Source organism: Rhodothermales bacterium, from assembly GCA_041391505.1.
Taxonomy (GTDB): domain Bacteria; phylum Bacteroidota; class Rhodothermia; order Rhodothermales; family JAHQVL01; genus JAWKNW01.
This window is the reverse complement of record JAWKNW010000016.1, coordinates 1-26660: the sequence shown is the minus strand read 5'-3', so window position 1 is coordinate 26660 and position 26660 is coordinate 1. Positions and strand designations below refer to the sequence as shown.

Annotated in this window: 11 protein-coding genes; 10 read left to right on the top strand and 1 reads right to left on the bottom strand. The window is 64.6% G+C overall.

Annotation, left to right across the window (positions count from 1 at the left end):
* The first annotated feature begins 9 nt into the window (after nucleotides 1–9).
* The 6 genes from R2834_15225 to R2834_15200 all read left to right on the top strand — a co-directional run bounded on the left by R2834_15225 (nucleotide 10) and on the right by R2834_15200 (nucleotide 18600).
* Nucleotides 10–2430 carry a penicillin acylase family protein gene (locus tag R2834_15225; protein MEZ4701689.1) on the top strand — a complete coding sequence of 807 codons (2421 nt, stop codon included), beginning with the start codon at nucleotides 10–12 and terminating at the stop codon, nucleotides 2428–2430.
* A 149-nt stretch (nucleotides 2431–2579) separates the two neighbouring features.
* On the top strand, nucleotides 2580–4085 hold the full coding sequence (locus R2834_15220; GenBank protein ID MEZ4701688.1) for a sodium-dependent transporter: 1506 nt from the start codon (nucleotides 2580–2582) through the stop codon (nucleotides 4083–4085).
* Between the two features lie 360 nt (nucleotides 4086–4445).
* On the top strand, nucleotides 4446–10556 hold the full coding sequence (locus tag R2834_15215) for a malectin domain-containing carbohydrate-binding protein (protein MEZ4701687.1): 6111 nt from the start codon (nucleotides 4446–4448) through the stop codon (nucleotides 10554–10556).
* 346 nt (nucleotides 10557–10902) lie between these two features.
* Nucleotides 10903–13611, top strand: a complete 2709-nt coding sequence (locus tag R2834_15210; GenBank protein ID MEZ4701686.1) for a choice-of-anchor D domain-containing protein — start codon at nucleotides 10903–10905, stop codon at nucleotides 13609–13611.
* Nucleotides 13612–14255: 644 nt separating this feature from the next.
* Nucleotides 14256–17567: a malectin domain-containing carbohydrate-binding protein gene (locus tag R2834_15205; protein ID MEZ4701685.1), complete on the top strand. Its 3312-nt coding sequence runs from the start codon at nucleotides 14256–14258 to the stop codon at nucleotides 17565–17567.
* A gap of 79 nt (nucleotides 17568–17646) precedes the next feature.
* Entirely contained in the window at nucleotides 17647–18600 is a 954-nt protein-coding gene (locus R2834_15200; GenBank protein MEZ4701684.1) for a hypothetical protein, read from the top strand.
* Nucleotides 18601–18691: 91 nt separating this feature from the next.
* Here R2834_15200 and R2834_15195 read toward each other — a convergent pair whose 3' ends face one another.
* Complete coding sequence (locus tag R2834_15195) at nucleotides 18692–22063, bottom strand: choice-of-anchor D domain-containing protein (GenBank protein MEZ4701683.1); 3372 nt, start codon at nucleotides 22061–22063, stop codon at nucleotides 18692–18694.
* A 774-nt stretch (nucleotides 22064–22837) separates the two neighbouring features.
* Between R2834_15195 and R2834_15190 the strand changes: the two genes are divergently transcribed.
* From R2834_15190 to R2834_15175, 4 genes are all read left to right on the top strand, one after another.
* On the top strand, nucleotides 22838–23470 hold the full coding sequence (locus R2834_15190) for a redoxin family protein (GenBank protein MEZ4701682.1): 633 nt from the start codon (nucleotides 22838–22840) through the stop codon (nucleotides 23468–23470).
* Nucleotides 23452–24471 (top strand): hypothetical protein, encoded by a 1020-nt coding sequence (locus R2834_15185; protein ID MEZ4701681.1) that lies wholly within the window; start codon nucleotides 23452–23454, stop codon nucleotides 24469–24471. The genes R2834_15190 and R2834_15185 overlap by 19 nt, the downstream gene beginning before the upstream one ends.
* 31 nt (nucleotides 24472–24502) lie before the next feature.
* Entirely contained in the window at nucleotides 24503–24832 is a 330-nt protein-coding gene (locus tag R2834_15180; protein MEZ4701680.1) for an ATP-dependent Clp protease adaptor ClpS, read from the top strand.
* Nucleotides 24833–25150: 318 nt separating this feature from the next.
* Nucleotides 25151–26660: TonB-dependent receptor (locus tag R2834_15175; GenBank protein MEZ4701679.1), on the top strand; the 1510-nt coding region annotated here is incomplete at its 3' end.

Below are 26660 nucleotides of genomic sequence, written 5' to 3'. Positions count from 1 at the left end.
CCGCGTGTCATGAAGTCCATCCTGCTGCTCCTGGTCTATCTGGCGTTGACCGGGGCCATCCTCTTCCTGTTGCTTGTTTCGCAAGCCGGCGCGCCGCCCCTCGGCCGGCTCCTCGATCCCTGGGATGGGCTCTACCGGACCGCGCGCGACGCCGAGCCGCAAGGCGACCGCGCCGACGTGGCCATTTCGGGTCTCAAAGGGCGCGTCGAAGTCGTGCGTGACGGACGCGGCGTGCCCCACATCTACGCGGAAAACGACCTGGACGCCATCGCGGCGCTGGGCTATGTGACCGCCCAGGATCGCCTCTTCCAGATGGATTTCCTTCCCCGGGTGGCCTCCGGCCGGCTCGCGTCGGCGATGGGGCCGGCTCTGGTCGATACCGATCGCATGTTCCGGAAGACGGGCATGGACTGGGGCGCCCGCCGCAACCTGGAGCGCATCGAGCGGGCCGGCGGCATAGAGCTCAACATCCTCGAAGCCTACGCGCGGGGCTTCAATGCGTACCTCGACGGCCTCGACGAGGCGGACCTTCCCTTCGAGTTCAGGCTGCTCGGGTTCAAGCCCGATGCCTACTCGCCGCTGCAATCGCTGCGCGTGCTCCAGTACATGGTGTACGACCTCACGTACCGCTCGGCGCAGAGCGAGGCCGGCGGCGCAAACGACCCCGCCTTGAGCCGGCTCTATCCCCGCTATGCGGCGCTCAGCGTGCCGATCATTCCGGAGCGCGGCGGTCAGGTGCCCGACGCGAGCCGGCGCCCGATCTACGATACGGCCGGGTATCCGATGGCGGCGGCGCCGCCGGCCGATGCGCCGAATACGCTGGCGGAAGGGTGGTTGCCGGGAAAGGGGTCCAACAACTGGGCCGTCGCCGGCGCGCGTTCGACGACCGGCGCGCCTATCCTCGCAGGGGACATGCACCTGAGCCTGTCGCTGCCGGCGATCTGGTATGAGGTCCATCTCGTGACGCCATCCATGAACAGCTATGGCGTGCTCATCCCCGGCGCGCCGCTGCCCGTCGAGGCGTTCACGGAACGACTGGGATGGGCGTTCACCAATACGGGCGCCGATCAGATTGATCATCTCGCGCTCCAGGTCGATGCGGCGCGCCGCAATTATCTGTACGAAGGCGCGTACCGTCCCTTCGAGACGGCGGCGGACACCATCTTCGTGAAGGATGGCGAGCCCGTGATCGACAGCCTGTATTACACGCACTGGGGGCCGGCGGATCTCGACGGCGACACGCCTCAGGCGATCCGATGGGTGGCGCACGATTCGAGCCGGACCGTCCGCGCGCTGTGGCAGATGAACCGGGCCTCGAACTTCGTCACGTTCCAGGACGCGTTGCGCTACTGGGACTCGCCGATGCAGAACATCCTCTACGCGGATGTCGACGGCAACATCGCCATCCGCTCGACCGGCTATTTCCCCTTGCGCAGGGACGGCGACGGCACCGGGATGCGGGACGGCACCAGCGACGCGTCGTCGTGGGTCGGGCGGATTCCGTTCGAGGAGCTCCCGTACTCCTACAACCCGGAGCAGGGATACCTCACGTCGACCAACCAGCAGCCGGCAGACTCGACGTACCCGTATTATCTCGGCCGAAAGTGGGCCCCGGGGTACCGGTCCCTGCGGATCGACGCCCTGCTTGGCGGCGAGGAACGCCATAGCGTCGAGCAGATCGCCTCGTACCAGTCCGATGTCTATGTCGTCCAGCGCGACCTCTTCGCGCCGCTGTTCGACACCCTCGCCGGGCTCTCGCCGCGGGCGCAGGAACTTCGCGCCATGCTGCAGCGGTGGGACGGCGACGCGCTGACCGATCGTCCGGAACCGCTCGTGCTCGACGTGCTGCTGAGCAGGCTGGCGGACCTGACGTGGGACGAACCCGTATTCCAGACGACGGGGCGTCCGGAAGAGAGCCAGCTCTACACCCTGATCGTGCGCGACCCCGCGTCGGTCTGGTTCGACCGGCAGGCGTCCCCGGAACGCGAGCAGGCCGCCGACATCCTGCGTCAGGCGCTCGAAACGACCGTCGACAGCCTGCAATCCCGGTACGGCTGGGACCGCGCGCGCTGGCGCTGGGGGCAGCATCACCACGTGCTGTTCAGGCATTTCACGCGCAGCGAAGCGCTCCGGCCGCTCTGGCGCGGGCCGTATGAATACCCCGGTTTTGCCTCCACGCTTTCGCCGGCAGGCAGCCGTCTCACCACCCACAGCGCCAGCTGGCGCGTCGTCGTCGATTTCTCCACCCAGCCGCCCACGGGGTATGGCGTGTATCCCGGCGGACCGAGCGGCAACCCCTTCAGTTCGCTGTACGACGCCCAGATCGAGACCTACCTTCGGTTCGAGCGGTACCCGCTGGCAAAACCGGCGACGGCGGCGGATGCCCTGGCCGGCGCGGTGAGATCGCGCCAGACGCTCACGCCACGCTGAATGCCCCCGCCGATAAAAGGCAGCCTGCGACTTGCAGGTGAGCCAAAATCGGGCTAATGTTGTCGGCTATTCCGCCGGAGGTCCTGCCCTGCCGGCCGCCCCACCGTCCTTATTCGCGCGCGGGATCGCGCGCATCCTGATCGATGGCCATGAACGACCATACCGAACTTCGTTTTTCCTCACGTCTCGGGCTCATACTCAGCGTCCTGGGCATTGCCGTAGGTACCGGTAATATCTGGCGGTTTCCCCGGATTGCGGCGCAGAATGCGGGAGAGGATGGCGCGGGGGCTTTTCTGATCGCGTGGCTGATCTTTCTGTTCGTCTGGAGCATCCCGCTGATCATGGCGGAGTATGCGCTGGGCCGCAAGGGGCGCATGGGGCTCGTCGGGACGTTTTCGCTGATCGCCGGCGAAAAATTCGCCTGGATGGGCGCCTTCATCGGGTTCGTCGCGTCCGCCATCATGTTCTATTATTCGGTCGTGAACGGGTGGTGCCTGTTTTATTTCGTGCAGACCGTATCCCAGCCGCTCCCGCTCACGACGGACGCCGCGCAGGGCATCTGGGACCAGTTTCAAGGGGGATACATGCCGATCATGTATCACGGCCTCGCCATGCTGATCGGCGGCCTCATCGTCTGGCGCGGGGTGTCCTCGATCGAGCGCGCCAACAAGTTTCTCATCCCGGCGCTGCTGCTCATCGTGTTGATCGCGCTGGGCCGCGCCGTAACACTGAACGGTGCGGGCGACGGCATCCGGTACCTCTTCACCCCGCAGTGGGACACGCTGGCCAACCCGCGGCTGTGGCTGGATGCGCTGACGCAAAATGCGTGGGACACTGGCGCCGGCTGGGGCCTCATCCTGACGTACGGGGCCTACATGCAGCACCGTCACGGGGTGGTCAAGAACGCCTTCATCACCGGGGTCGGCAACAACACCGTATCCCTCCTCGCCGCGATCACGATCTTTTCCGCCTGTTTCGCGATCCTGGGCGCCGAGATGAACAAAAGCGAGGTGCTTTCGGTGATGCAGAACAGCGGGCCGGCCTCGACGGGCCTGACGTTCATCTGGATGCCGCAGCTGTTCGCCCAGATGCCGTTCGGCACCGCCTTCGCCGCGCTGTTTTTCCTCGGACTCTCCTTCGCGGCCTTCAGCTCGCTCATCTCCATGATCGAACTGGCGGCCCGGATGCTGGTGGATGGCGGACTGTCGCGCAATCGCGCCGTGCTTTCGGTGGCGACGCTCGGATTTCTGCTCGGCATCCCGTCGGCGGTCAACCTGAACGTGTTCGGCAACCAGGATTTCGTGTGGGGCGTCGCCCTGATGATTTCCGGGGCCCTGATCGCGTTCGCGGTCATGCGTTTCGGGGTGGCTCACTTCCGCCGCGAGGAGATCAACGGCACGCCGATGGACTGGAGCGTCAGCAAGCTGTGGGATGTGCAGATCAAGTATCTCATCCCGTTTCAGGCCATCGTGCTGCTGGGGTGGTGGCTGTATTTGTCGGCAACCGAATATGCGCCGACCACGTGGTTCGATCCGACGGATCCGTACAGCGTGATGACCTGTCTCGTGCAGTGGGGTGGCGCCGCCATCGTGCTGGCGTTGCTCAACGGCTGGATGGTGGGCCGATTGAAAAGAAATGTGCTGAGCGGCATCTAACCGGAGCGGCGTTCCCCGTTTTTTTACCTCGCTATCCCATCCTGGAACCGATAGGGGCCTCCCGGCGATGTAGTGTATCCGGGAGCAGGTAGCCTGTCGTAGCATTTCTCCGTAGAGGCGCGATCCTGTTCCGGAGCTTTTCGTATATGGCACGACTGCCGGGCGGAGGGAGTCGCCTTGCCATGTTGGCATGTATTTGGAGAGGCTTGCGGCGCGCGCATCGCGTGATACAGCCGGGATGCCCTTGCGCCTCAGAACGTCAATTCCCCATTCCGCTTCGTTTTTTACGTCCGATCCAAGATCTTAATCGATATGAATGCACCGTTGCGTCGTTGCGTACGATGGATTGCTATTAGTGCGTTGTTCCTTTTCGCCGGCCTGCCGGCGGCGGCCCAGGTGAGCGAAGTTCCGGTGCCCGAGGTTTCGGAAAGCGCCGCTCCGTGGAAGAAACGCCTCATCTATCGCCCGAACTCCGCGGACAAGGCCGCCGCGCAAGTCGTGGCATTCGATCCCAGCGGTCTCCAGGGCGAAAACCTGATCCTGCCGACGACGCTCCAGTTCGGCCCGGACGGGCGCCTGTACGTCGCGCAGAAAAACGGGTTGATCCTGGCCTATACGATCGTCCGTAACGGACCGCAGGACTATGTGATCACCAACACCGAGTCGATCAACATTGTCAAGCTCAATACGCCGAACCACGACGACGACGGCGAGCTGAACACGTCCACGTCGACGCTCACCAACACACGGCAGATCACGGGCATCTACGTGACCGGCACTGCCGGCAGCCCGATCATCTACACCACCTCCAGCGACCCGCGCGAGGGCGCCGGCGACCATGGGGGCGGCATCAACGATTCGGGTCTGGATACGAACTCGGGCATCCTGCATCGCCTCACGAAGTCGGGCGGCAGCTGGACCAAGCTGGATCTCGTGCGGGGGCTGCCGCGCTCCGAGGAGAATCACTCGACCAACGGCATCGTGATGGACGAAGCCGAGAACGTCCTGTATCTCGGCGTCGGCGGCCTCACGAACGCCGGCTCGCCCTCGAATAATTTCGCTCGCATCACGGAATATGCACTGTCCGCGGCGATCCTGAAGATCGACCTCGACATGCTGGATGCGATGCCGATCCAGGGCACCGGCAACGGGGCGTACGTGTACGACATCCCCACCCTGGATGACCCCACGCGCCCGAACGTCAACGGCATCGAAAACCCGAATACGCCGGGTTATGACGGCATCGACGTGGGCGATCCCTTCGGTGGCAACAACGGCCTCAACATGGCCAAGGTCGTCGTCGGCGGCCCCGTGCAGCTGCACGCGACCGGCTTCCGGAATCCGTATGACCTGGTCATCACGAAGACGCCGGGACAGGCCGGCCGCATGTATTCGATCGACAACGGCGCCAACGCCGGCTGGGGCGGCCATCCCGTAGGGGAGGGCGCGTACCCCGGCGCGAGCGCCGGCCAGTGTACGAACGCGTACGATCCCGCCGAGCCGGGGTCGACCGGGCCGGGACCCAACGACAACAAGGTGAACAACCTGAACGGCCTCCACTACATCCGTGAGGTCGATCCCGGGAAGCGCTATTATGCCGGCCACGCCGCCCCGATTCGCGGCAACCCCACCGGCGCCGGGCTCTACACCTTCTTCGACGGCGCCGGCGTATTCCGCACCAGCACGTCCGGTCCGAATCCGCTGCCGGCCGACTGGCCGCCGGTGCCTCCCAGCGAGGCGTATGCCGCCGAGTGCGACTTCCGCAACTCCGGCGAGGGCGACGGCTCGCTCGTCGACTACGTGCCTTCCACGAACGGCATGACGGAATACACCGCCTCGACCTTCGGTGGAGAACTCCAGGGTTCGATCCTCTCCGCCGGCTTCGGCGGCGAAATTTTTATCGCCAAGCTCAACGGCGCGGGCGATCAGGTGACGAACGGCGTGGAAGTGCTCTTCTCCAACTTTGGCCTCACGCCGCTCGATGTCGTGGCGCAGGGCGATGACGACGTCTTCCCGGGCACGATCTGGGCCGTGACGTTCGGCGCGCAGAACATCACCGTCTTCGAGCCGGTGGAGGGCGAATGCGCCGGCGGACCCGGCAGCCAGGATGACGACGGCGACGGCTACTCGAACGATGACGAAATCGCCAACGGCACCAGCGAGTGCAACGCCGGCGACAAGCCGTCCGACTTCGACACCGACTTCGTGTCCGATCGCCTCGACACGGATGACGACAACGACGGCACGCCGGATGTCGACGATGCGTTCGCGCACGACTCCAACAACGGGGTTGGCACCACCTTGCCGCTGGATTACGAACTCTTCAACGGCGAGACGGGCTTCTTCGGCATCGGCTTCACCGGGCTGATGACGAACGGCACGACCGACTACCTCGACCAGTTCGACGATCAGTTGATCGCCGGCGGGACGGCGGGTCTGCTCACGGTGCCCGATGTGCCCGCGGGCGACGCCATCGGCGGCCAGAACGATCAGTTCTCCGCATTCCAGTTTGGCATCGATGTCGACAGCGGCACGGCGCCGTTTACCGTCCGGGTGCGCATGCAGCCGCCCTTCTTCGGCAATACGCCCCAGGGCGAGCAGTCGCAGGGCTTCTACATCGGCGCCGGCGACCAGGATAATTACTTCAAGGTGGTCGTGAGCGCCAACGGCGGGAACGGCGGGCTGGAGGTGGTCTCCGAAACCGCCGGGACGGCCACGCGGACGATGTACGCGACGGGCGGCAACGGCGACGCGGCCATCCCGGATAATCCGCTGGACACGGATGTCGAGCTCGACCTCTTTATGCTGGTCGACCCCGCTGCCGGCACGGCGCTGCCGGGCTACAGCATGGACGGCAGCGACGTCGTCTACATCGGCGAGCCGGTGGCTCTGTCCGGCGCCTCGCTGAACGCGCTCCAGGCCGATGGCGTGGCGCTGGCGGTCGGCGTGATCAGCACCTCGTCGACCACCGGAGCGACGTTCCCGGCCACGTGGGACCGCATCACCATCGTCTACGATGCGAGCGGCGCCGCGGCCGACGTCAAGATCCAGCCGCCGAACGACATCAACGAAAGCACGAACTCGGGCGGCAGCATCAAGATCACGAACACGTCCACGAGCGGTCAGAAGATCGAGAGCGTGACGTTCGACCTGACCACGAGTATGCTTCCGGATGTCGTCTTCGACCCCGATGGCACCGCCGGCGATCAGACCGGCAAAGGGTTCACCCCCAGCCAGGGTGAGGCGGCGACGGGCCTGACGGGCCATACCCTGTCCGGTTTCCACAACACCGTCGACGAGGATGACGGCTTCGACGTGCTGTCGATGGCGTTTACCGACTTCGAGCCGGGGGAGACCTTCACGTTCTCCATCGATGTCGATCCGACGAGCATCAAGGGCACGTCGGCCCCGGGCCCGGGTGAGGCCGGCAGTATTTCCGGTCTGGAAATCACCGGGGCGACGGTTACCGTGACGTTCGACGACGGGTCGACGTACGTGTCCGAGGCGTTCCGGATTCCGGAGAGCCTGAGCGGTTCGCAGAGCATCATCGCCGGCGGCACACTCGCCCGTCCGACGATCGACGTGGTGGGGCAGTCCGGTCTGAAGGCCAAGGTGTCGAGCCTCGAGCAGGTCGTCCGCGTATCCGGGCCGGCCAACACCGACGTCCGGCTGCTCGTCGTCGAGGGCGCCCTGTTCCTCGCTGGCAGCGGCGGTTATGACGTGGATCCGTTTGAAGCCAACTCGGTCATCGCGGTCCAGGAGCTGGCCGGCAACACCGGCACGCTCGGGCTGGTCGACTTCGAGGTGACGCTGACGGACAGCCAGGCGGAGGGCGGCATCAACTACATCGTCGCGGCATTCGAAAACGAGGCCGGCGAAACCAGCCCGATCTCCGACGTGGTCGTACTCGATCACGATCCGGAGGCGGTGCCGATCACCCTGTTCCGGATCAACGCCGGCGGCCCGGCCGTGACGCTCGACGGCGTCACCTGGAGCGCCGACCAGTACAGTACGGGTGGCGCCACGTTCAGCAACCCGGGCATTGAGATCAGCGGCACGAGCGACGACGCCCTGTATACGTCGGAGCGCTACGATGCGGGCGGCGGCGGCTTCGGCTACAGCATCCCGGTGCCGGCCGACGGCGACTATAACGTCGCGATCCACTTTGCCGAGATCTTCTTTGGCGCCCCGAACGGCGGCGTCGGCGGGGCCGGCAAGCGGGTCTTCTCGATCGACATCGAAGACGGACAGGCCTCGCTGACCAACCTCGACATCTATGCGGAGGTGGGCGCCACGGCCGCGTTGATCAAGACATTCGAAGGCATCACGGTGACCGACGGGTTGCTCACGATCGACCTGACGTCCACGACCCGTGAAGGCAAAATCTCCGCGATCGAGGTGTCTACGTTCGGCGAGCCCACCGCCCTGTCCGCCACGCCGAACCCGATCAACTTCTCCGTCGAGGAGGTGGGCGCCCAGTCGCCGGCCCGCACGCTGACGATCAGCAACAGCGGCGCTTCGGCGATCACGGTGACGGGCATCGATTTCACCGGAGCGAATGCCGATGAATTCGCCTCCAGCTTCACCGACCCGATCTCGGTCGCCGGCGGCAGCTCGAGCACCGTCAGCGTCACGATGTCGCCGACGTTCGCGGGGAGCAAGACGGCGCAGATGAACATCATGCACAGCGACAGCGAGACGCCGATCAAGATCACGCTCTCGGGCGAGGGACAGGTCGTCCAGCCCGGCAACGTGTTGTATCGCGTCAACGCCGGCGGGCCGTCGATCGCCTCGATCGACGGGTTGTCGATCTGGCAGGGCGACCAGGCCACGGCCAGCGGCAACGCGCTGGGTCAGGCGCAGCTCGGCGTGCCGTCTCCCTACGTGAACACGGGCGCGGCCGGCAACTTCACGTTCGGCCGGTTGCACAGCATCACGCTCGGCACGTCGGTGCCGTCCAGCACGCCGGAGTCGCTGTTCCAGACCGAACGCTGGGACGCCGCGGCGTCGCCGAACATGATCTGGTCCTTCCCGGTCGAGGCCGGCACGGAGGTCGAGGTGCGCGTGTATCTGGCCGAGATCTTCCTCAACGCCGACAACAACGAGACGGACGGTCCGCGCGTATTCGATATCGTGGTGGATGGAACGATCCCGACGGGCTTCGACAACATCGACGTCTACGCGGAGGCCGGCTCGGATGTCGGCATCATGAAGTCGTTCGTCACGACCAGCGACGGCGCGATCAATATCGAGTTCGTGAAGGATGGCGGGCAGGAGCTCGCCGCCGTCAAGGGCATCGAGATCCTCGACCGCACGAACATCGCGCGCGCGCTCGACGAGGGGTGGAACCTGGTTGGTCTGCCCCTGACACCGGCCAACGGCAGCTACACGAGCATCTTTGGCGCATTCGCTCCGGTACAGGCGCCGTTCGCCTGGAATGGATCGAGCTATGCGCAGGAGACCAGCCTCAGCACCGGCAAGGGCTACTGGCTCAACGCCGGCCAGTCGGGCCTGCACACCTTCGAGGGCACGACCGTCGAGACGCTGTCGCTGAACCTGACGGCGGGCTGGAATCTGGTGTCGGGTCCGGCATGCGCGGTGGATGTCGAAGCGATCGACGACCCCTCGGGCATCGTCGTGGCCAACAGCTGGTTCGCGTACAACCGCGGCTATCTGGCCTCGACCGTGCTGCAGCCGGGCATGGGCTACTGGGTGGAGGCGAGCGGCGCCGGCACGGTCAGCCTGACCTGCGCCTCGGGCAAGACCGCCTCGGCCCGCGCCGGCGCGCCGGACGCCTCGTTCGGCACCATCCTGATCTCGGATGCGCACGCCGGCTCGCAGACGCTCTATTACGGCGGCACCCTGGGAGCGGCGAGTGAGCTGCGTCCGTACATGCTGCCGCCGCGTGCCCCGGAAGGGAGCTTCGACGTGCGCTTCAGCAACGACGCGCTGCTGATCGATTCCGATTTCGCGACCGTCGATCTCCAGGCCGGCGCCTACCCGGTGTCGCTCAAGCTGGTCAAGCTCCCCACGGGCGACAACAAGCTGTACGTTCAGCAGATGAAGGCCGGCGGCGTGCTCGCGTCGAGCGAGTTGTCCGAGGGCGAGTCCGTACTCATCATCGACGAAGGGGTGAACGAACTGATCATCGCGAACACGGTCGCCGTGGAGGATATCGACGGCGAGCTGCCGGGCGCCTTCAGGCTGCAGGGCAATTACCCGAACCCGTTTAATCCCACGACGACCGTCATCTTCGACCTGCCCGAGACGGCTCAGGTGCATGTCGAGGTCTACGACGTTATGGGACGCCGCGTGCTCGACGTGCCGGCGCAGGGCTTCGGCCCGGGCGACGGCCATCAGATCCAGATCGACGCCGGCAGCCTGGCCAGCGGCATCTATCTCTATCGCGTCGTCGCCGAGATGAATGCCACGCAGGCCTTCGCGGTCGGCCGGATGAGCCTGGTGAAATAAAAAACGTCCGGGGCGACGTCAATCGAGGCATACCAGCGTACAGGATGCGGGATGGGTGGTTGGACCGGCCATCCCGCATCCGGCACGCCGCGCCTCGAGCGCCCTATCCCGCGGCCGCGTCAGATCCCCCGTCCCTGATGCGCCGAAAGTAGATCCCCCATCGTCCTAACCGCCCACTCCTACGGCGCCGGCGGACCTTATTTTTTTAATTCTACCGTTTCGTCCCGCATTCCATCCGCTCGGCCATCCCGCTGCGATCCCTGCCAGACACGCATGCGGTCCACCGGGGCGGGCAAGCAGGATGGCGCCATTCCAGCTATCGCCAGCGATTCAATCAATAATGGATATGAAAAAAGTGGTTTCCAAGGTCATCTCGTGGGCCGGCGTCATGGCCTTTGTCCTGTTCTGCGGGCCATCCGCCCTTGCCCAGGTCGTTTCCGATGCGCCTTTTCTCGAAAAGGAGGGGCTCATCGTGATGGAGACCGAGTCGGTGCCGACGCCTGAGCTCTGGAAGTTTCAGACCGTAGAGCCGGGCTATACGGGAGCCGGCTACCTTCGCTATACCGGTCCGGACCAGCTGTTTAATCCGGGGGTGGATATCATCGACTACAACATCGTGGTCGAGAACGAAGGCTGGTACGGCATGGTGATGCAGATGTCGCACCTCGGGGCGCCGTCGCTCGATCAGCAGAACGACGTGTGGTCGAGGATGGATACCGAAGTCTGGACGAAGACCCTGCATCCGGGCGGGCAGCTGAACAACGGGTTTACGATGCACACGCAGTGGGCGCTGAAGGAAAACGGCGTCGAAGTGTTCCGGAACCCGGAATACTTCCTCACCGCCGGCGTGCACACGTTCCAGGTCGCCGCGCGCTCGTTCAACGTACGCATCGACCGGATCCATTTCTGGAAGCTGGAGGCGCCCTTCAAGATTTCGTGGGATACGGGGCATGACGCTTCGCTGCCCGAATCGCTCCGCGACGCGACCATTCTGGGCGTGTCGCCTTCGCCGATCGTCGTTCCCAGCGTCGCCGCCGGCGAGACCGGCGCGCCGTTCGAGGTGACGCTCTCGAACCCGGGCGACGAGGCCATCACGGTATCGAACATCGCGCTCGGCGGCGCGAACGCCGGCGACTTTTCGGTGTCGACCAACGGCCCGGTGACCGTTGCTGCCGGCGGTTCGTCGGTGATCAACGTGACGTTCTCGCCCGATCTGCAGGGGACGAAGGCGGCCACGCTGACGTTTACGCACACGGGGCTCAACTCGCCGCTGACGGTGGACGTCTCCGGCAACGCCACCTCGGGCGGCACCGGTACGACCATTCTCTTCCGCGTCAACGCGGGCGGCCCGATGATTCCGGACGGCGCGCATCCGTGGGAAGAAGACCAGACGGAGGTAGTGGGCCATGACAACGGCGCTTCGAGTCCCGGTACGCCGCATCCGTATGTAAACGCCGCGGCCACGGGCGACTGGACCTTCGGGCGCGACGAGACGATCACGCTCGACGCCTCGGTGCCTCCGGGCACGCCCGTTGCGCTCTTCCAGCGCGGCCGATGGGACCCGACGAGCAATCCGTCCATGCAGTGGGACATCCCGATCGAGGCCGGCAAGGAAATCGAGGTGCGGCTCTACTTCGCCGAGCAGCTGTTCAATGCGCCGGATGACGACCAGGGCGTCAACGGACCGCGCATCTTCAGCGTGGCGATCGAAGGCGTCGTGCCGGCGGAGATGAACAATTTCCAGATCGCATCCACCGGCGTCGATCTCGGCTTCATGCGCTCGTTCGTGCTCGTGAGCGACGGCAACGTCGACATCGACTTTACGAACATCTCGCACGACCCGATCATCCAGGGCATCGAGATTCTTGAAGTCGGCGGGTTGAGCCGCTCGATGAGCGAAGGGTGGAACCTGGTCAGCGTCCCGGTGACGCCGGCGAACGCGGCGTATGCCGCAGTCTTCGGGGATGTGTCGTCCATCGGCGCGCCCTTCCTCTGGAACGGCCTCAACTACGCCCAGACCGAGACGGTTGGCGGCGGCGTGGGCTACTGGCTGAACCTCGACGCCGACGGCGCGCAGGCCTTCGACGGCGCGGCGGTCAACTCGGTCGGCATCAACCTGACGGCGGGCTGGCATCTGATCGGCGGGCCGGCGTGTATCCTGCCGCTTGACGCGATCAGCGACCCGTCGAATGTGCTGTCGAACGGCATCCTCTTCTCGTATGGCGACGGCTACCAGTCGGCCACCACGCTCCAGCCCGGGTTCGGGTACTGGGTGCTTTCGGAGGGCGTCGGTACGATCACGATGGACTGCGCCGCGCCGGGTAAATCCTCGGTTCGGTCGGCCGGCGTGAGCCAGACCCCGGACGTGACGGCATTCGGCGTGCTCAAGGTCAACGACATGGCCGGCGCCACGCAGGATCTGTATTTCGGCGGCACGCTGGAAAACTCGGAGGATATCCGCTTCTTCTCGCTGCCGCCGGTGGCGCCGTCGGGCTCGTTCGACGTGCGTTTCGCGACCGACAGGCGGCTTGCGGAAGGTCCCCAGGCGGTCATCCAGCTCCAGAGCGCGCACTATCCGATGGAGATCACGCTCACCCAGTTGCCGGCCGGCACGAGCGGCACGCTGATGATCGAGGAACTCGTCGCCGGCCAGGTGATGGCCACGCAGACGCTGCAGGAGGCCGGAACGATTTCGGTCACCGACCCGAACGTGAACAAGATCCGGGTCACGCTGGAATCGACGGCCACGGCCAACGAGTCGGTCGACACCCTGCCGGGCCAGTTCTCGCTGCGCGGCAACTACCCGAACCCGTTCAATCCGACGACGTCGCTCCTCTTCGATATGCCGGCCAGCGGCACGGTAGCGGTGAAGGTGTTCGACACGCTCGGTCGCCAGGTGCTCGAGGTGCCGGCGGCGGCCTTCGGCCCGGGCGCCGGCCAGCAGGTGCAGATCGACGCGCACGACCTGGCGTCGGGCCTGTACATCTACCAGATCCGCGCGACGATGGCGAACGCCACGGCGGTGCAGACCGGGCGGATGATGCTGCTGAAGTGACCAAGGGCAAGCCCATCCATGCTGTTGAATGGATGGGCTTGCCGTTTGAGGTTGCCCGTTCGAGGATCAATGAAGGATTACATTACGCCTTGAACCTGCAGCCTTGAGAAACCGTTGAGAGATTAAATTGGGCTGTCTTCCTGAGCCCCCGGCGCTTGCGTTGGGGGCCCAGGAAGACAGCCCGTTTTTTAGTTTCCACGAGCTTCTTGACGCTTCCTTCTTTCAGGGAGTCCGGGAGCCGGCGGATACAGGATGATGCCATCCTGACGCCGGCACCCGGACTCCCTTTCTTTAGGGGGATGACGTCCCCGCGCCGGCCGGGTGACGCTTCCGTGTTGGCGGGACGCCGCCCTGTTTTTTTGGTCTGGCTGCCGCAAGGCCGCCGATGTGCAACGACATGCTGTTGAAAGACGCTGGAATACCATCCCGACTCCGGATTCCCGCCGCTGTGCGCCGGAGGAGGCTGGCGTCATGGGCCAAAAACGTACGCCGATCCATCGGCAAGCTCCCGGCCGTTAACCGGTCTGTACGTACTTTCAGTTGCCGCCCCCATTCATTCGGTTGATCTGCGCATCGCCCGCTATCTCGGCCCATCCCGGGTCATTTCTCGCAGCTTGTTCTATCGACATCACGGTGTATCACCCATGATAAACCTCCTATCCACGCGTTCGGACCTTTTCCTGCGCATCCGATACACATTCGTCCTGCTGATCGCCGCCCTGGCCATGGCCACCACGGCCTCCGCGCAGGTCGTGGTCTATCGCGTGAACACCGGCGGCGCCATCACGCCGGCCACGGACATCAGCTATCCCGACTGGGCCGAAGACCAGCAGGAGGCGCTCGATCCGCCTCCGATCCAGTTCGCCAAGAAAGGCACGAATTCGCCCTACGTGAATGCCGACGTCGCCGGCGATCAGACCGCCGGCCGCAACAAGGCCGCTGAAATCGTCTTCCAGGATCCCGTTCACGCCGGCGTGGGCACGACGCTCTTCAATACCCAGCGCTGGGATCCGGTGACGCCGGAGCAGAACCTGATCTGGAGCTTCCCGGTGCTTCAGGAGCGCAACTACCAGGTCGTGCTCTACTTCACCGAATTGTTCGGCGCCGGCACCGGCACACGCGTGTTCGATATCCTCGTGGAAGGCGAACTCGTGGTGGATAACCTGGATATCCTGGCCGAAACGGGCAATCTGGAGAAGGTCGTCCTCGCCAAAACCATCGACAGCTACGATCACGACGGCGATAATCTTCTCACCATCGAATTTGCGGCCGAGATCGGCATTCCGGTCATCAGCGCCATCGAAATCGTCGACATGGATTCGGGCAACGACGCGCCGATCGTCGTGAATCCGGGCAACCAGTCGGACGATCCCGGCTCGAACGTCGAACTGGCCGTTTCGGCCTCCGATCCCAACGAAGACGTACTCTCGTATTTTGCCGAGGGGCTGCCTACTGGATTGTTCATGGACAGCGCGACCGGCGTCATTTCGGGCACGATCGATCCGTCGGCCGACGGCGAATACAACGTCCGGCTCCTGGTCATCGACGACGGCACGCCGTCGCGCGGCACGTTTGCCCCGTTTGTGTGGACGATCGGCAGCTTTGCGCCCATCGTCACGGATCCCATCGGGGACCTGCAGGTGCTCGACACCGATCCCGACGTCCAGATCGATATTTCGTCGGTATTCACCGACCCCGCCGCGCTGGACATGGAGTTCAACATTTTCGATAACACGAACACCGATGTCGTCGATGCGACCATCGAGAACGGTCTGACGCTGGTGCTGGGCTTTACGCCGGGCGCGCGCGGCGTGGCGGAAATCACGGTCCGCGCCACGAATACCGACGGCAAGTCTGCGGACGATACATTCATCGTCCAGGTGGATGGCGGCACGCCCCGGGCGCGCGTAGCCATCACCCCGACGAACGGGCTGGGGGCGAGCACCTTCAACGCCGGCACCCTGGTCGTCGAAAACCTGTCTACCGGCACGCTGAAAATCGAGCAGGTGACGATCGACCTCGCGACGAGCATCCTGCCAGACATGGTGTTTGATCCGAACGGCGAGGCCGGCGACTCCGGCAGCAAGTGCATCGAGGCGAACTCGGGGGCCGAAGCGACCGGCTACATCGCTCCGTCCGATCCCTGCGTCGATCCGTTTGCCTTGCCTTTCCAGGGCGGATTCTACGAGGCTTCGCTGGCGTTCGACGATTTTGACGCCGAGGAGATCTTCACGTTTTCGGTCGATGTCGACCCCACGAGCCTCAAAGGCGCCAGCACGGTCGGTGAAGCCGGCTCGGTATCCGGCATCGAACTCATGGGCGCGGTCGTCACGGTGCAGTTTACGGGCGGCGTGACCATCGTGAACGATCTCTTCCGCGTGGTCGAAGGCGGCCTGGGCGGCGGCGAGGCGATCCTGTACGAGACGCCGGCCGACGCCGTCACGCTGGCGATCTCGGGGACGGAGGAGACCCAGGCCAGCTTTACGGACCCGGAGCAGGTGGTAGTCGTCAGCGGCCCGCCCTTTGCCTCGGTGCGTCTCGTTCAGCTGGATGCGACGCTCAACCCCGAGGACGCGCCGGAAGGCGGATTCGATATCCAGCCGTACGAAGCCAACCAGGCGATGACCGTGATCGAGTACGATGTCGCGCTCGATGAGTCCGGCACGGCCTCGGTGCCGGTCGAGCTGAAGATGACGGTGCCGGGCAACGGCCTCGTCGGCGGTCTGAACTATTTCATGGCCACCACCAACACCGAGGGCTTCATGGGCCGCACGTCCAACACGCTCGTGATGGAGTTGCAAGTGGAGGGATCCGTGGCGTTCAGTGAGGGCTGGAACCTGCTGGGCCTTTCGCTCGAGGTGGCGGACAACAACTACCTCTCGCTCTTCGGCTCGCTTTCGCCGATCGGGGAGCCTTTCCTCTGGGACGGGGCCTATACGAACTCCACCACCTTCGATGTCGGGCGCGGCTACTGGATCAACGTCCCGGCCGCCGGCAACGTCAACGTCGCCGGTTCAGAGATCACGTCGATCGTGTTGCCGATCGTCGAAGGCTGGAACCTGATCAGCGGGCCCACCTGTCTGCTCAATACGGACGACATCGTCGATAGCGGCGGCATCCTCGTCCCTGGCACCTTCTTCGCGTACGAGGGCGGCTACCAGAGCGTATCGCAGCTGGCCCCGAATCGGGGCTACTGGGTGCTGACCACCGACGCCGGCGCGGTCACGCTGACCTGCTCGGGTGTGGGCGTGGTGGCCAAACGGGGCGCCGCCGCGACGCCGGCGCCGGACGGCTTCGGCGCCCTCACGGTGCGCGACGACGCCGGCCGCAAGCAAACCCTGTTCTTCGGGGGATCGCTCGACGAGGCGACGGACAGGCGGCAGTACGCGATGCCTCCGGGCGCCGCCCAGCTCCGGTTCGACGCCCGCTTCGCGGACGACAGCCGGCTGGCTGAAAGCGATGCCGCTGTCGTGCGGATTCACAGCGAAACGTATCCGGTGACGGTGCAGATCGACGCGCTGCCGGCTTTTAGCGGCCGGTACGTGATCGAGGAGCTCGTGCGCGGCCAGGTTGTCGCTACGCACGAGGCGGTCGAAGGCGAGGGGCTCGTCATCGCGAACCCGGATGTCGAAACACTGCGCCTGTCGGCCGAAAGCGCGGCTGCGGAGGCGCTGCCGGAGTCGTTCGGCCTCCAGGGCAACTATCCGAACCCGTTTAATCCGACCACGACCGTGGTATTCGACCTGCCCGAAGCGGCCAACGTGCGGCTCGATGTGTTCGATCTGCTCGGCCGGCGAGTGCTCGGGCTCGAATCCCGCTCGATGGAAGCCGGCGCGGCGCGCCAGCTCTCCGTCGACGCGTCGGAACTGGCTTCGGGCACCTACATCTATCGCCTGCAGGCCACCTTCGACGCGGGCGCCCAGGTGCAGACGGGACGGATGACGCTGTTGAAGTAACGAGTCGGTCTGGATGATTCCCTTCGATGCGCCCTCTCCCGGTCGGGAGGGGGCGCATCACCTATTCTGGATAGACGGTATGAAAACGGTTTCCCAATCGATTCGCGATGCGACGGGGGAGGAGCTTTCACTGCGTCGCGGCGATCTGGTGCGCGTGCGCCAGCCCGGCGAAATTGCCGCCACCCTCGATGCGTTCGGCATGCTGGATGGATTGCCCTTCATGCCGGAGATGATCCAGCACTGCGGCAAGACGTACAAGGTGGCCTACCATGTCGAAAAGACGTGCGTCGACGGCTACAGCGACACCTTCCGCGCCTTTGAGCAGGACGATGTCGTGTTTCTCGAGGACCTGCGATGCGACGGGGAGGCGCACGACGGCTGCGCCCGCGCCTGCCGGCTCTTCTGGAAGGAAGCGTGGCTGGAGCGGATGGACGATGCCGCGTCGCCGGCGCCGGAGCCGGTAGCGCGTACGGAACGCGCCCTGGAAGGTATGCTGGGCACGCGGCGCGCGGACGACACCTACCTGTGCCAGTCGACCGCCCTGGTTTCGGCCACTGTGCCTCTTCCCCGGATCGACCGGCTGTTCAAGATCGCCGAGGACATCCGCATCGGAAACCGGAGCCCGCTCGACGCCGTCCGCCAGATTTCCGGTTCGCTCGCCGTGAAGTTAAAAGGGCAGCTGTTCGGGAAGTGGCCCGCCGGCGCCCTCGCCAAAACGCCCACGCTCTCGCTCGACCTGAAACCCGGCGACTGGGTCGAGGTCCGGTCGGTAGATGAGATCCGCGCCACGCTAGACCCCGCCGGCAAGAACCGCGGGCTTCGCTTCACCAACGAAATGAGCGCCTACTGCGGCAAGCAGTTTCCGGTGAAATACGTGCTGGATCGCATGATCCTCGAACATACCGGCGAGATGCTCACCGTGCGCAACACGGTGATCCTGGACAATGTCCACTGCCGCTGCATGTACGCCATCGGCGGCTGCCACCGCGCCGAAAACAGCTACTGGCGGGAGATATGGTTGAGAAGGGTTTGAGGTTTAAGGTTTAAGGTTTAAGGGCACTTTCCTTAAACCTTGAACCTCAAACCTTGAACTTCAAACCTCAAACCTTGAACTCCATCCCCCCTTATCGCACGAGCAGCATCTTGCCTACCGTCACCTGGCCTTCGCTTTCGATCCGATAGAGGTAGAGGCCGCTCGACAGGTCGGCGCCGTCGAAGATGACGTGGTGCACGCCGTCCGGCATGTAGCGGTCGACGATGCGTTGCACGCGTTGGCCCATGGCGTTGTAGACGTCGAGCGTCACGTACGCGGTTTTTTGCACCTTGAAGGCGATCGTCGTGCGTTCGTGGAAGGGGTTGGGGAAGTTCTGATTCAGCTCGATCGCGCCGGGCAATTCGCCATCGCGAGACACGACGAACGTGATTTCGAGCGATTCCCCGAGTGCGCCCGTCGCGTTGCGCGAGCTGTAGGGCGAGGCCTTCAGGACATGCTCGCCCGGCACAGGCGTCCACGCGTTGTAGGTGTCGCCGATGTCGCCGGCCATCGCATAGGGCAGCGAGTTCTCTAGCCGGAAGTTGCGGTTCTCGTTGAGGGAAAACTGGACGCTTCCCACCTGCTCCGGCTCGGTATCCGCCCGAATGTTCAAGTTGGCGGTGGGGAGCGACCCGAGGTTGATGATGTCGCCGTTGTGGATCGTCATGAGCTCCTCGCCGGATTGGGCGTCGACCAGCGTAAAGCTGACGACCCGGATGCCATTTCCGGCTTCACCGCCACCCGTGCCGCCGCCCGTGCCGCCCCCGCTTCCGCCGCCGCCCGTGCTGCCCCCGCCGCCTCCGGTTCCACCGCCACCCGTACCGCCGCCGTCTCCGCCGTCGCCCGTGCCGCCCCCGCTGCCGGCGGCCACGCCGCTGCCAGAGAGGGTGACGTTGAGGAGCGACCGGTTGGGGTCGTTGCTGGCGATGCGCAACGAGGCATCCTTGCTCCCGGCCGCGCCGGGCTCGAACACCACGTTGAGTACGATCGAGGCGCCGGGGTTAAGGGTGAACGGAGCGGGATCTTCAGGAACGGTGAACGGGAACGGGTTGTCGCCGCCGATCGAGAGCGAACTGATCGACAGGCTCGCATTTCCGTCGTTGATCACGGTGAGGGGCAGCGTCTTGGGCGTGCCGGCCTGGACCTCGCCGAAGTTCAGCGTGGCCGGCGTGACCCGAAGCTCGGGTTGCGTCATCACGCCGGAGGTGCTCCGCAGCAGCGCCACCCAGTCCGAATCCACACTGCCCGGCGGGTTGCCGATGGCGGTCGAGCCGGAGCCGTTGACGGTTTGCACGCTGCCGGTTTGCAGTGCGCCGCCGGAGCGGGGGTTGTACCAGCGCACGCTGTATTCGCCGCCCGCCAGGTTTGCCGTGGCGGTGCCCCCGGAAGGGAGATAGATCGCGTAAGCTTCGCCCGGTTTGGCAAAGACGTAATCGTCCGCCCGCGACGTCACCTCATCCATGGGGTTCATCTCGTTGAAGGGGAGATACGCCTGGAAGAACTCGAGGGCGTACCGCGTGAAATCCCACATCTCGTCGCGAGTGCGGAAGTCCTCGGCGCTCAGGTCGTGGTTGTCGTAGTCGTAGCCGAAATACCACTCCACGCCGGCCCCGCCGGCCATCAGCGTGCCCCAGAGCGCCTGCTTGCGGATGACGCCGTGATTGTTGTTCGATCCGTCGGGCGTGACGCCGAGGTTGTAGGGGCCGATCTCGTCCAGCGAAACGATCCAGCGCCGGCTCGCGGCGGAGAGGGTGCGCCACTTCTTGACCTCGGCGTGCACGAGTTCCGGGCTCTTGATCTGGAGCGAGGGGCCGTCGAAGGTCGGATAACCGAGCAGCGGGTTGTAGATCTGGTCGTATTGCCCCGGCACGGTGTGCACCACGACCGGATGGTCGTAGGGATCGAGGGCGGCGAAGTAGTCGGCGAACTGCTTCCGCTGGGCCGTTGTGTTGTCGTCGTTTTCTTCGCCCAGATTCCAGGTTATGGCGTGGTGATAGCCGAAGCGGGCCACCAGCTCGCGGTAGTAGAGCTTGCGTTCGCGGCCGAGGTTGCCCCCGTTGAGAAGCAGTTCATTTTCCGTTTCCTGGGTCTGGACGTGCAGCATGATGCCCAGCCGGTCCATGTGGTTGAACACGATGTCCCACTGCGCCAGCTTCGAGACGTCGTATACGAGGCGATCGCCCTGGGCCGGCCACGGCCAGACGTCTTTCCCGTCTCCGTCGACGTTCATCGTGAGGAAGTAGACGGAGTTCATGCCCTTGGAGGCCAGGTAGTTCAGCGCCCCGATGATCCCCTTGCCCTTGCTCCCTTTCCAGGTCGGGTCGCCCGGCTGCCAGTCGCCGACGTGGGCATTGTACGACTTGGTGAAGTCGGTGCCGCCTCCATTGACGGTGCCGTCGAATTCCTTGTAGGCGAGAAAATTCTCGGGGCTGTCCGCGCCGCCCTTGATGAAGTATTCGCCGTTGTCGAACTGGAGATAGTGCCGGCCGACATAGCGGAGCATCCCTTTGCCCCGGAAATCGGCACCGGTCTTGTCGGTCTCCGAGATCGTGAAGCTGCCGCTCAACCCGTTGAATGCGGTAGCCGAGCCGGCGGTCGGCGCGGTGTCGAGGGCCACGTCCGCGCCGCTGCGCATCGATATCGTGTAGGTCCAGGTGCCCGTCCGTTCGGGGACGAAGTGCGCGCGCCATTTGTTGCCGGCCGTGGCACCGGTCTCGGCCGCATTGCCGTCGGCGGCGAAATAACCGGGCACACGGTAGCTGGAAGCGCCCTGGGTGAAGGTGACCTCGAAGCGGTAGTCGAGAAACGGATTCGGATTGCCGCCTTCGCTGGCCTGCGGGCCGTCCAGCGTGATCGTGATCGGGTGCCACTTCTTCTGCTCGCCCGTGACGGTGACGCCGCCGGGCGTGGCATCGCCGCCCCCGCCGCCGCCCGTAACACCGCGCGCCGATTCGGGATGGGCGATGCTCAGCGGGTCCGCCACCGAGTCGAGGTAAAGGTGAATGCGGTCGATCCGGACGTTCTTCGAGCGTCCGGAGATGTAGAAGATGTGCTCGCCGGCGGACAGGGTGTACCGGGGGTTGACGAATTCGCCGGAAGACGGTTCGTGGAAGGAGTGGAAGGTGAACCCTTCGTCGATCCGGTTGCTCGGATGAAAGGTCTTGATCCATTCGCCGCCGTCCATGCGCGTCCAGCAATCGTTTTCCTGGTCGCCCGCCGGCGCGCCCTGATGCGAAAGGCGCAAGCGCATGTTATACTCGCCTGGCGTGTCGATACGGACCTTGTAGGCGATGGTGCCGTTGCCCGGGTCGGTGAAGAAGTTGGCGCCGTTCCAGCGCAGATACCCGTTCCCTGCATAGCCGGATTCGGACGTTTCCGTGAGCCATCCGTCGATCCCAGATATGGATTCGGCTTCGATCACCACCAGCCCGTCCGCCTCGATGAACGCGTCTTCCTGCGCCAACGCCGGGGGGGCTTGCAGTGAAATGCATGTGACAACAACTAACAGGAGGATATAGGACACCCGTGCACGCGCCACGGCGAACGTAGATTTGAACCTCATAACGTAGCTAAACGGCTTCCCGTTTGACAGTAATACTACAGTGAGCGATTCCTTGAGGTGATGTGTCCGGCCGGGGAGTACCGGAGCGCCGGGGTCATGTGCCGGCGATTCGACGAGTGATAGTCGTCAGAAATTGCGGGGGGCGGGCAATTTCGTCTGGTTGTTTCTCAAACGGCGTGCCAGAATATCCCTGAGGAGGCAGGCGGCATACTGCGTCGCGCCGGGGAGCAGATGGATCCAAAACACGGTGTTCATGCTGCATTTCGCGGTATGTGTCCAGAAATGGAAGGTCGCTATCGTATTCTGGCGACACGCCGGTTTTGGCCGAGCGGGCAAAAAAAAGACGCACAAACCACGCATTCCGAACGTCCCGGGCGGTTCGAATCGGTGTGGGGGAGCGCAGGGACGAACGATCGCCCTGCATGGCGCGGCGGCGTTAAAATGCGCCATATGGCGCATCAGACCGGCTCAGGCGCGCCCGAAACCGCCTCGTGGGCTCGGCATTCCGGCGCATCGGGCGTGCGCCAGAACGCCTGAGTCTCATCCCGGGACCCCCCTGTGGGGCGTCAACGCCGGCATGACGACGTGGCATGGGCACGATCTATGCAATAAGGCCTGGCAACGTCATGCGGACCCCAGGCCGGGGGCCGGACGTTGAACCAACCGGTACAGTCCATGAAAACGCTCGAAGCTATGCAAACACGGTACGCTGCAAGGATTCTCGTGTGGTCCCTGACGGCGCTGCTCGCCGCCTCGCACCCGGTGGTCGCGCAGCCCGTGCTTGGCATCGGCGGTTCGGCCGCCGGTTTGAACCGCCCCATGATGGACGCCGTGAGCGGGGCGCGCATGGATGTCGTCAGCGCGTTCGGCCAGGGCGGCACCGTCGTGGTGTTCTGGGGCAACCAGTGTGTATGGTCGCAGCGGTATGAAGAACGGCTGCGTCAGGTGATTCGGCAGGCCCGTCAGGATGGCGTGGCGGTCGTGCTGGTGAATGCCAACGATCCCGAGGCCTTTCCGAAGGAAAACGCGGAGGAAAGCCGGCAGGTCGCGCGCCGCGTCGGCGTGGACCGGTATTTTCTCGATACGGACGGGTCGCTGGCCCGGTCGATGGGAGCCCAGCGCATCCCGCACGTCTTTCTGTTCGATACGGCGCGGCAGCTGATGTACGCCGGCGGCATCGACGACAGCCCGGGCGACGCGGCGCTGGTGCAGAAGACGTACCTCCTCGACGCCCTGACCTCGCTGCGCACGGGCGCGGCGCCCGACCCATCGGAAACGCAGCCGTTCGGATGCCGGATCAAATTATAGGCTCTCCCGCGCCGGATCTGCGGGATGTCGAGGCCGGCTTTACGGGACTGCTCCCGGGCGACGACGCGGGTTTTGAGGCCATGTCGGAGGCCGTGGTGGCGTATCAGCGGGAAAGGAATCCGGTCTATGCCCGCTATTGCGAGGCGTTTCCCGGGTGGCGCATGCCGTATCTTCCGGTCGAGGCCTTCAAACATGCGCCGCTGCAGACCTGCCCTGCCGATGAGGTGGAGCTGGAGTTCGAGAGCAGCGGAACCGGGCAGGGGACGCCGAGCCGGCATGGGGTCTGCAAGGCGGCGGTGTATCGCCGGTCGTTCACGGAGCATTTCCGGCAGCTTTTCGGCGCCGGCCCGTACACTATCGTGGCGCATCTGCCTCATTACGCCGGCCGGGGCGCGCGCTCGTCCCTCCTCTACATGGTCCACGGCCTGATCGAAACGTTCGGTGACGATGCAAGCGGCTTCTTTCTGGAGGACGACGCATTGCTCCACCGGGCGATCGCGCAGAGCGGGGAGGCCGGCACACCGTTCATCCTGTTCGGCGCCGCGTTCGGCTTGCTGGATCTGGTGGAACAGGGGGCGTATGTAGTGCCCGACGGCGCCCTGGTGATCGAGACCGGCGGCATGAAAACGTTTCGCAGGGCGGTGGAACGGGAAGCGCTGCATGAGCGGCTGGCGGAGGGCTTTCGGGTTCCGCGCGAGCGGGTGTGGAGCGAATACGGGATGTGCGAGTTGCTGAGTCAATGCTACACGCGAGGGGGCGCGCTCTTTTATCCGCCGCCCTGGATGCGCGTGGAGGTAGTAGACCCCGAATCGCCGATGAACCCGGTGCCGGAGGGCAGCGACGGAGCGCTCGCGGTCATCGATCTGGCCAATATGTATTCCGTGTCGCCGCTGCTTACCCAGGATCGCGCGCGCAAGACCGGCGACGGGTTCCAGGTGCTGGGCCGGCTGAGCGGCGCGGCGTTGCGCGGCTGCAATTTCCTCCTGGAGCAACTGCGCTGACGGGGAGGCTCGAACGCGACACATCGATCGTATGGAACCAGATATTCTGACAGCGCCTGTAGAAATCGACGTGGAGGAAGAACGCACCATCTTCCTCCCGAACTTTCACGTCATCCTGCTCGACGACAACGACCATACCTACGAGTATGTCATCGAGATGCTCATGAAGCTGTTCGGGCACAGCCAGGAGAAGGCCTACCGCATGGCGTGCGACGTCGACCGGCAGGGGCGCGTCGTCGTCGATACCACCACGAAGGAGCGGGCGGAATTGAAGCGGGATCAGATCCACAGCTATGGCGCCGACTGGCGTATCGCGCACTGCCGCGGCTCGATGTCGGCCATCGTCGAGCCGGCCGAGTGACCGGGCGTCCGGCCGGCGAACCCTCTCCATCGACGCCGTCCCGAAGACCGCCTGTCATCAATCTGTTAAGATCTATCGCATCCGGCTGACGCGGGTTGCCCGATTCGAAGCAGGCTTCCTACTTTGTTGCGGTAACGAACGCTACGGGGCTATACACCCGGTTTTTCGCGCGCAATCGACAGGGGTTATCCGACCACCACACGGCCCCTTCATTCCTGGTTGCGCAGGGCGGTCGACACGCGGACCCGGATGGTCCGCCGTCTCGCATTCGCCGGCGGGAGAACGCAGGTCAGCCCGTTTTATCATACGAGGACCATCATGAAATCCTGGATTATCCTGGCAGCCTTGCTGTTGCTGGCGCCGGCCGCCGTGCACGCGCAGGGCGTCACCACCTCCTCCATATGGGGGAAAGTCACCGACCAGCAGGGAACGTCGCTTCCCGGCGCCAATATTGTGGCCACGCACCTGCCCTCGGGCAGCGAGTACGGCACGATCTCCGATCTGGACGGCAATTTCCGGATCCCCAATATGCGCGTTGGCGGCCCGTACGAGGTCGTCATTTCGTACGTAGGCTTCGAATCGTACACCCAGAACGGCATCACACTGGTGCTCGGACAGAGCCACGCCATCGGGGCGATGCTGTCCGAAAGCGCCGTTTTGCTCGATGAAGTGACCGTGATCGGGCTCGGCGGCGTGTTCGACGCCGACCGGACGGGCATCGCGTCTAACATCGACGAACAGTTGATCCAGGTCGCGCCGTCGATGGGGAGAGACATCGCCGACTTCGCCCGCCTCACGCCCCAGGCCTACGTCATCAACGATGACGACGACGGCCCGGCCATCTCGATCGCCGGCCAGAACAACCGCTTCAACACGATCTACATCGACGGTGCGGTGAACAACGACGTGTTCGGCCTTTCGGCCCAGGGCACGAACGGCGGCCAGACCGGAGCGACCCCGATCAGCATCGACGCGATCGAGGAATTTCAGATCAACATCGCTCCGTTCGACGTCACCCAGAGCGGTTTCACGGGCGGCGCCATCAACGCGATCACGCGCAGCGGCACGAACGTGTTCGAGGGGTCGGCCTACTACTACCTCCGCAACCAGACGCTCGTCGGCAAGACGCCGACCAGCGACCCGACGCTGACGCGCGAGCGGCTGGCCGATTTCTCGAACCAGCGCTACGGCATCCGGCTCGGCGGCCCCATCGTGAAGAACAAGCTGTTCTTCTTTGCGAGCGGCGAGCTGCTCCGTTCGGAGTCGCCGCGGCCGTTCAACGCCGGCGAGTACCGCGGCGCGTCCGCGAGCCGGCTCGCCGAGATCCAGACGGTGCTCCAGAACGAACTGGGCTACGACGCCGGCGATTTCGGGGCCAAGGCCGCGTCGCTAGACGACAACAAGCTGCTGGGGAAGATCGACTGGAACATCAGCCGGGATCACAAGCTCAGCCTGCGCCACAGCTACTCGCAGTCGGACAACACCGACGAGTTCGCCAGCACGGCTTCGACGATCAATTTCCGGAATAACGGGATCATCTTCCCGAACACGACGAACTCGACGACGATGGAGCTGAACAGCCTGTTCGGAACCCGCGTCGCCAACAAGCTGCTGCTCGGCTACACCCGGGTGAAGGACGACCGCGGCGTGGCCGGCCGGCCGTTCCCTTCGGTCAGCATCACCGACGGCGCCGGCTCGATTTCGCTGGGTCCGGAGCCGTTCTCGACCGCGAACCTCCTCGAGCAGGACATCTTTACCATCACCAATAACCTGAACCTGTTCAGCGGGCGCCACACCTTCACCCTCGGCACCCACAACGAGTTCTACG

Excerpts from the sequence above, each read along its gene's own strand:
- R2834_15225 (MEZ4701689.1), top strand. The coding sequence starts at position 10 with ATGAAGTCCATCCTGCTGCTCCTGGTCTATCTGGCGTTGACCGGGGCC.
- R2834_15220 (MEZ4701688.1), top strand. The coding sequence starts at position 2,580 with ATGAACGACCATACCGAACTTCGTTTTTCCTCACGTCTCGGGCTCATA.
- R2834_15210 (MEZ4701686.1), top strand. The coding sequence starts at position 10,903 with ATGAAAAAAGTGGTTTCCAAGGTCATCTCGTGGGCCGGCGTCATGGCC.
- R2834_15205 (MEZ4701685.1), top strand. The coding sequence starts at position 14,256 with ATGATAAACCTCCTATCCACGCGTTCGGACCTTTTCCTGCGCATCCGA.
- R2834_15200 (MEZ4701684.1), top strand. The coding sequence starts at position 17,647 with ATGAAAACGGTTTCCCAATCGATTCGCGATGCGACGGGGGAGGAGCTT.
- R2834_15190 (MEZ4701682.1), top strand. The coding sequence starts at position 22,838 with ATGAAAACGCTCGAAGCTATGCAAACACGGTACGCTGCAAGGATTCTC.
- R2834_15185 (MEZ4701681.1), top strand. The coding sequence starts at position 23,452 with ATGCCGGATCAAATTATAGGCTCTCCCGCGCCGGATCTGCGGGATGTC.
- R2834_15180 (MEZ4701680.1), top strand. The coding sequence starts at position 24,503 with ATGGAACCAGATATTCTGACAGCGCCTGTAGAAATCGACGTGGAGGAA.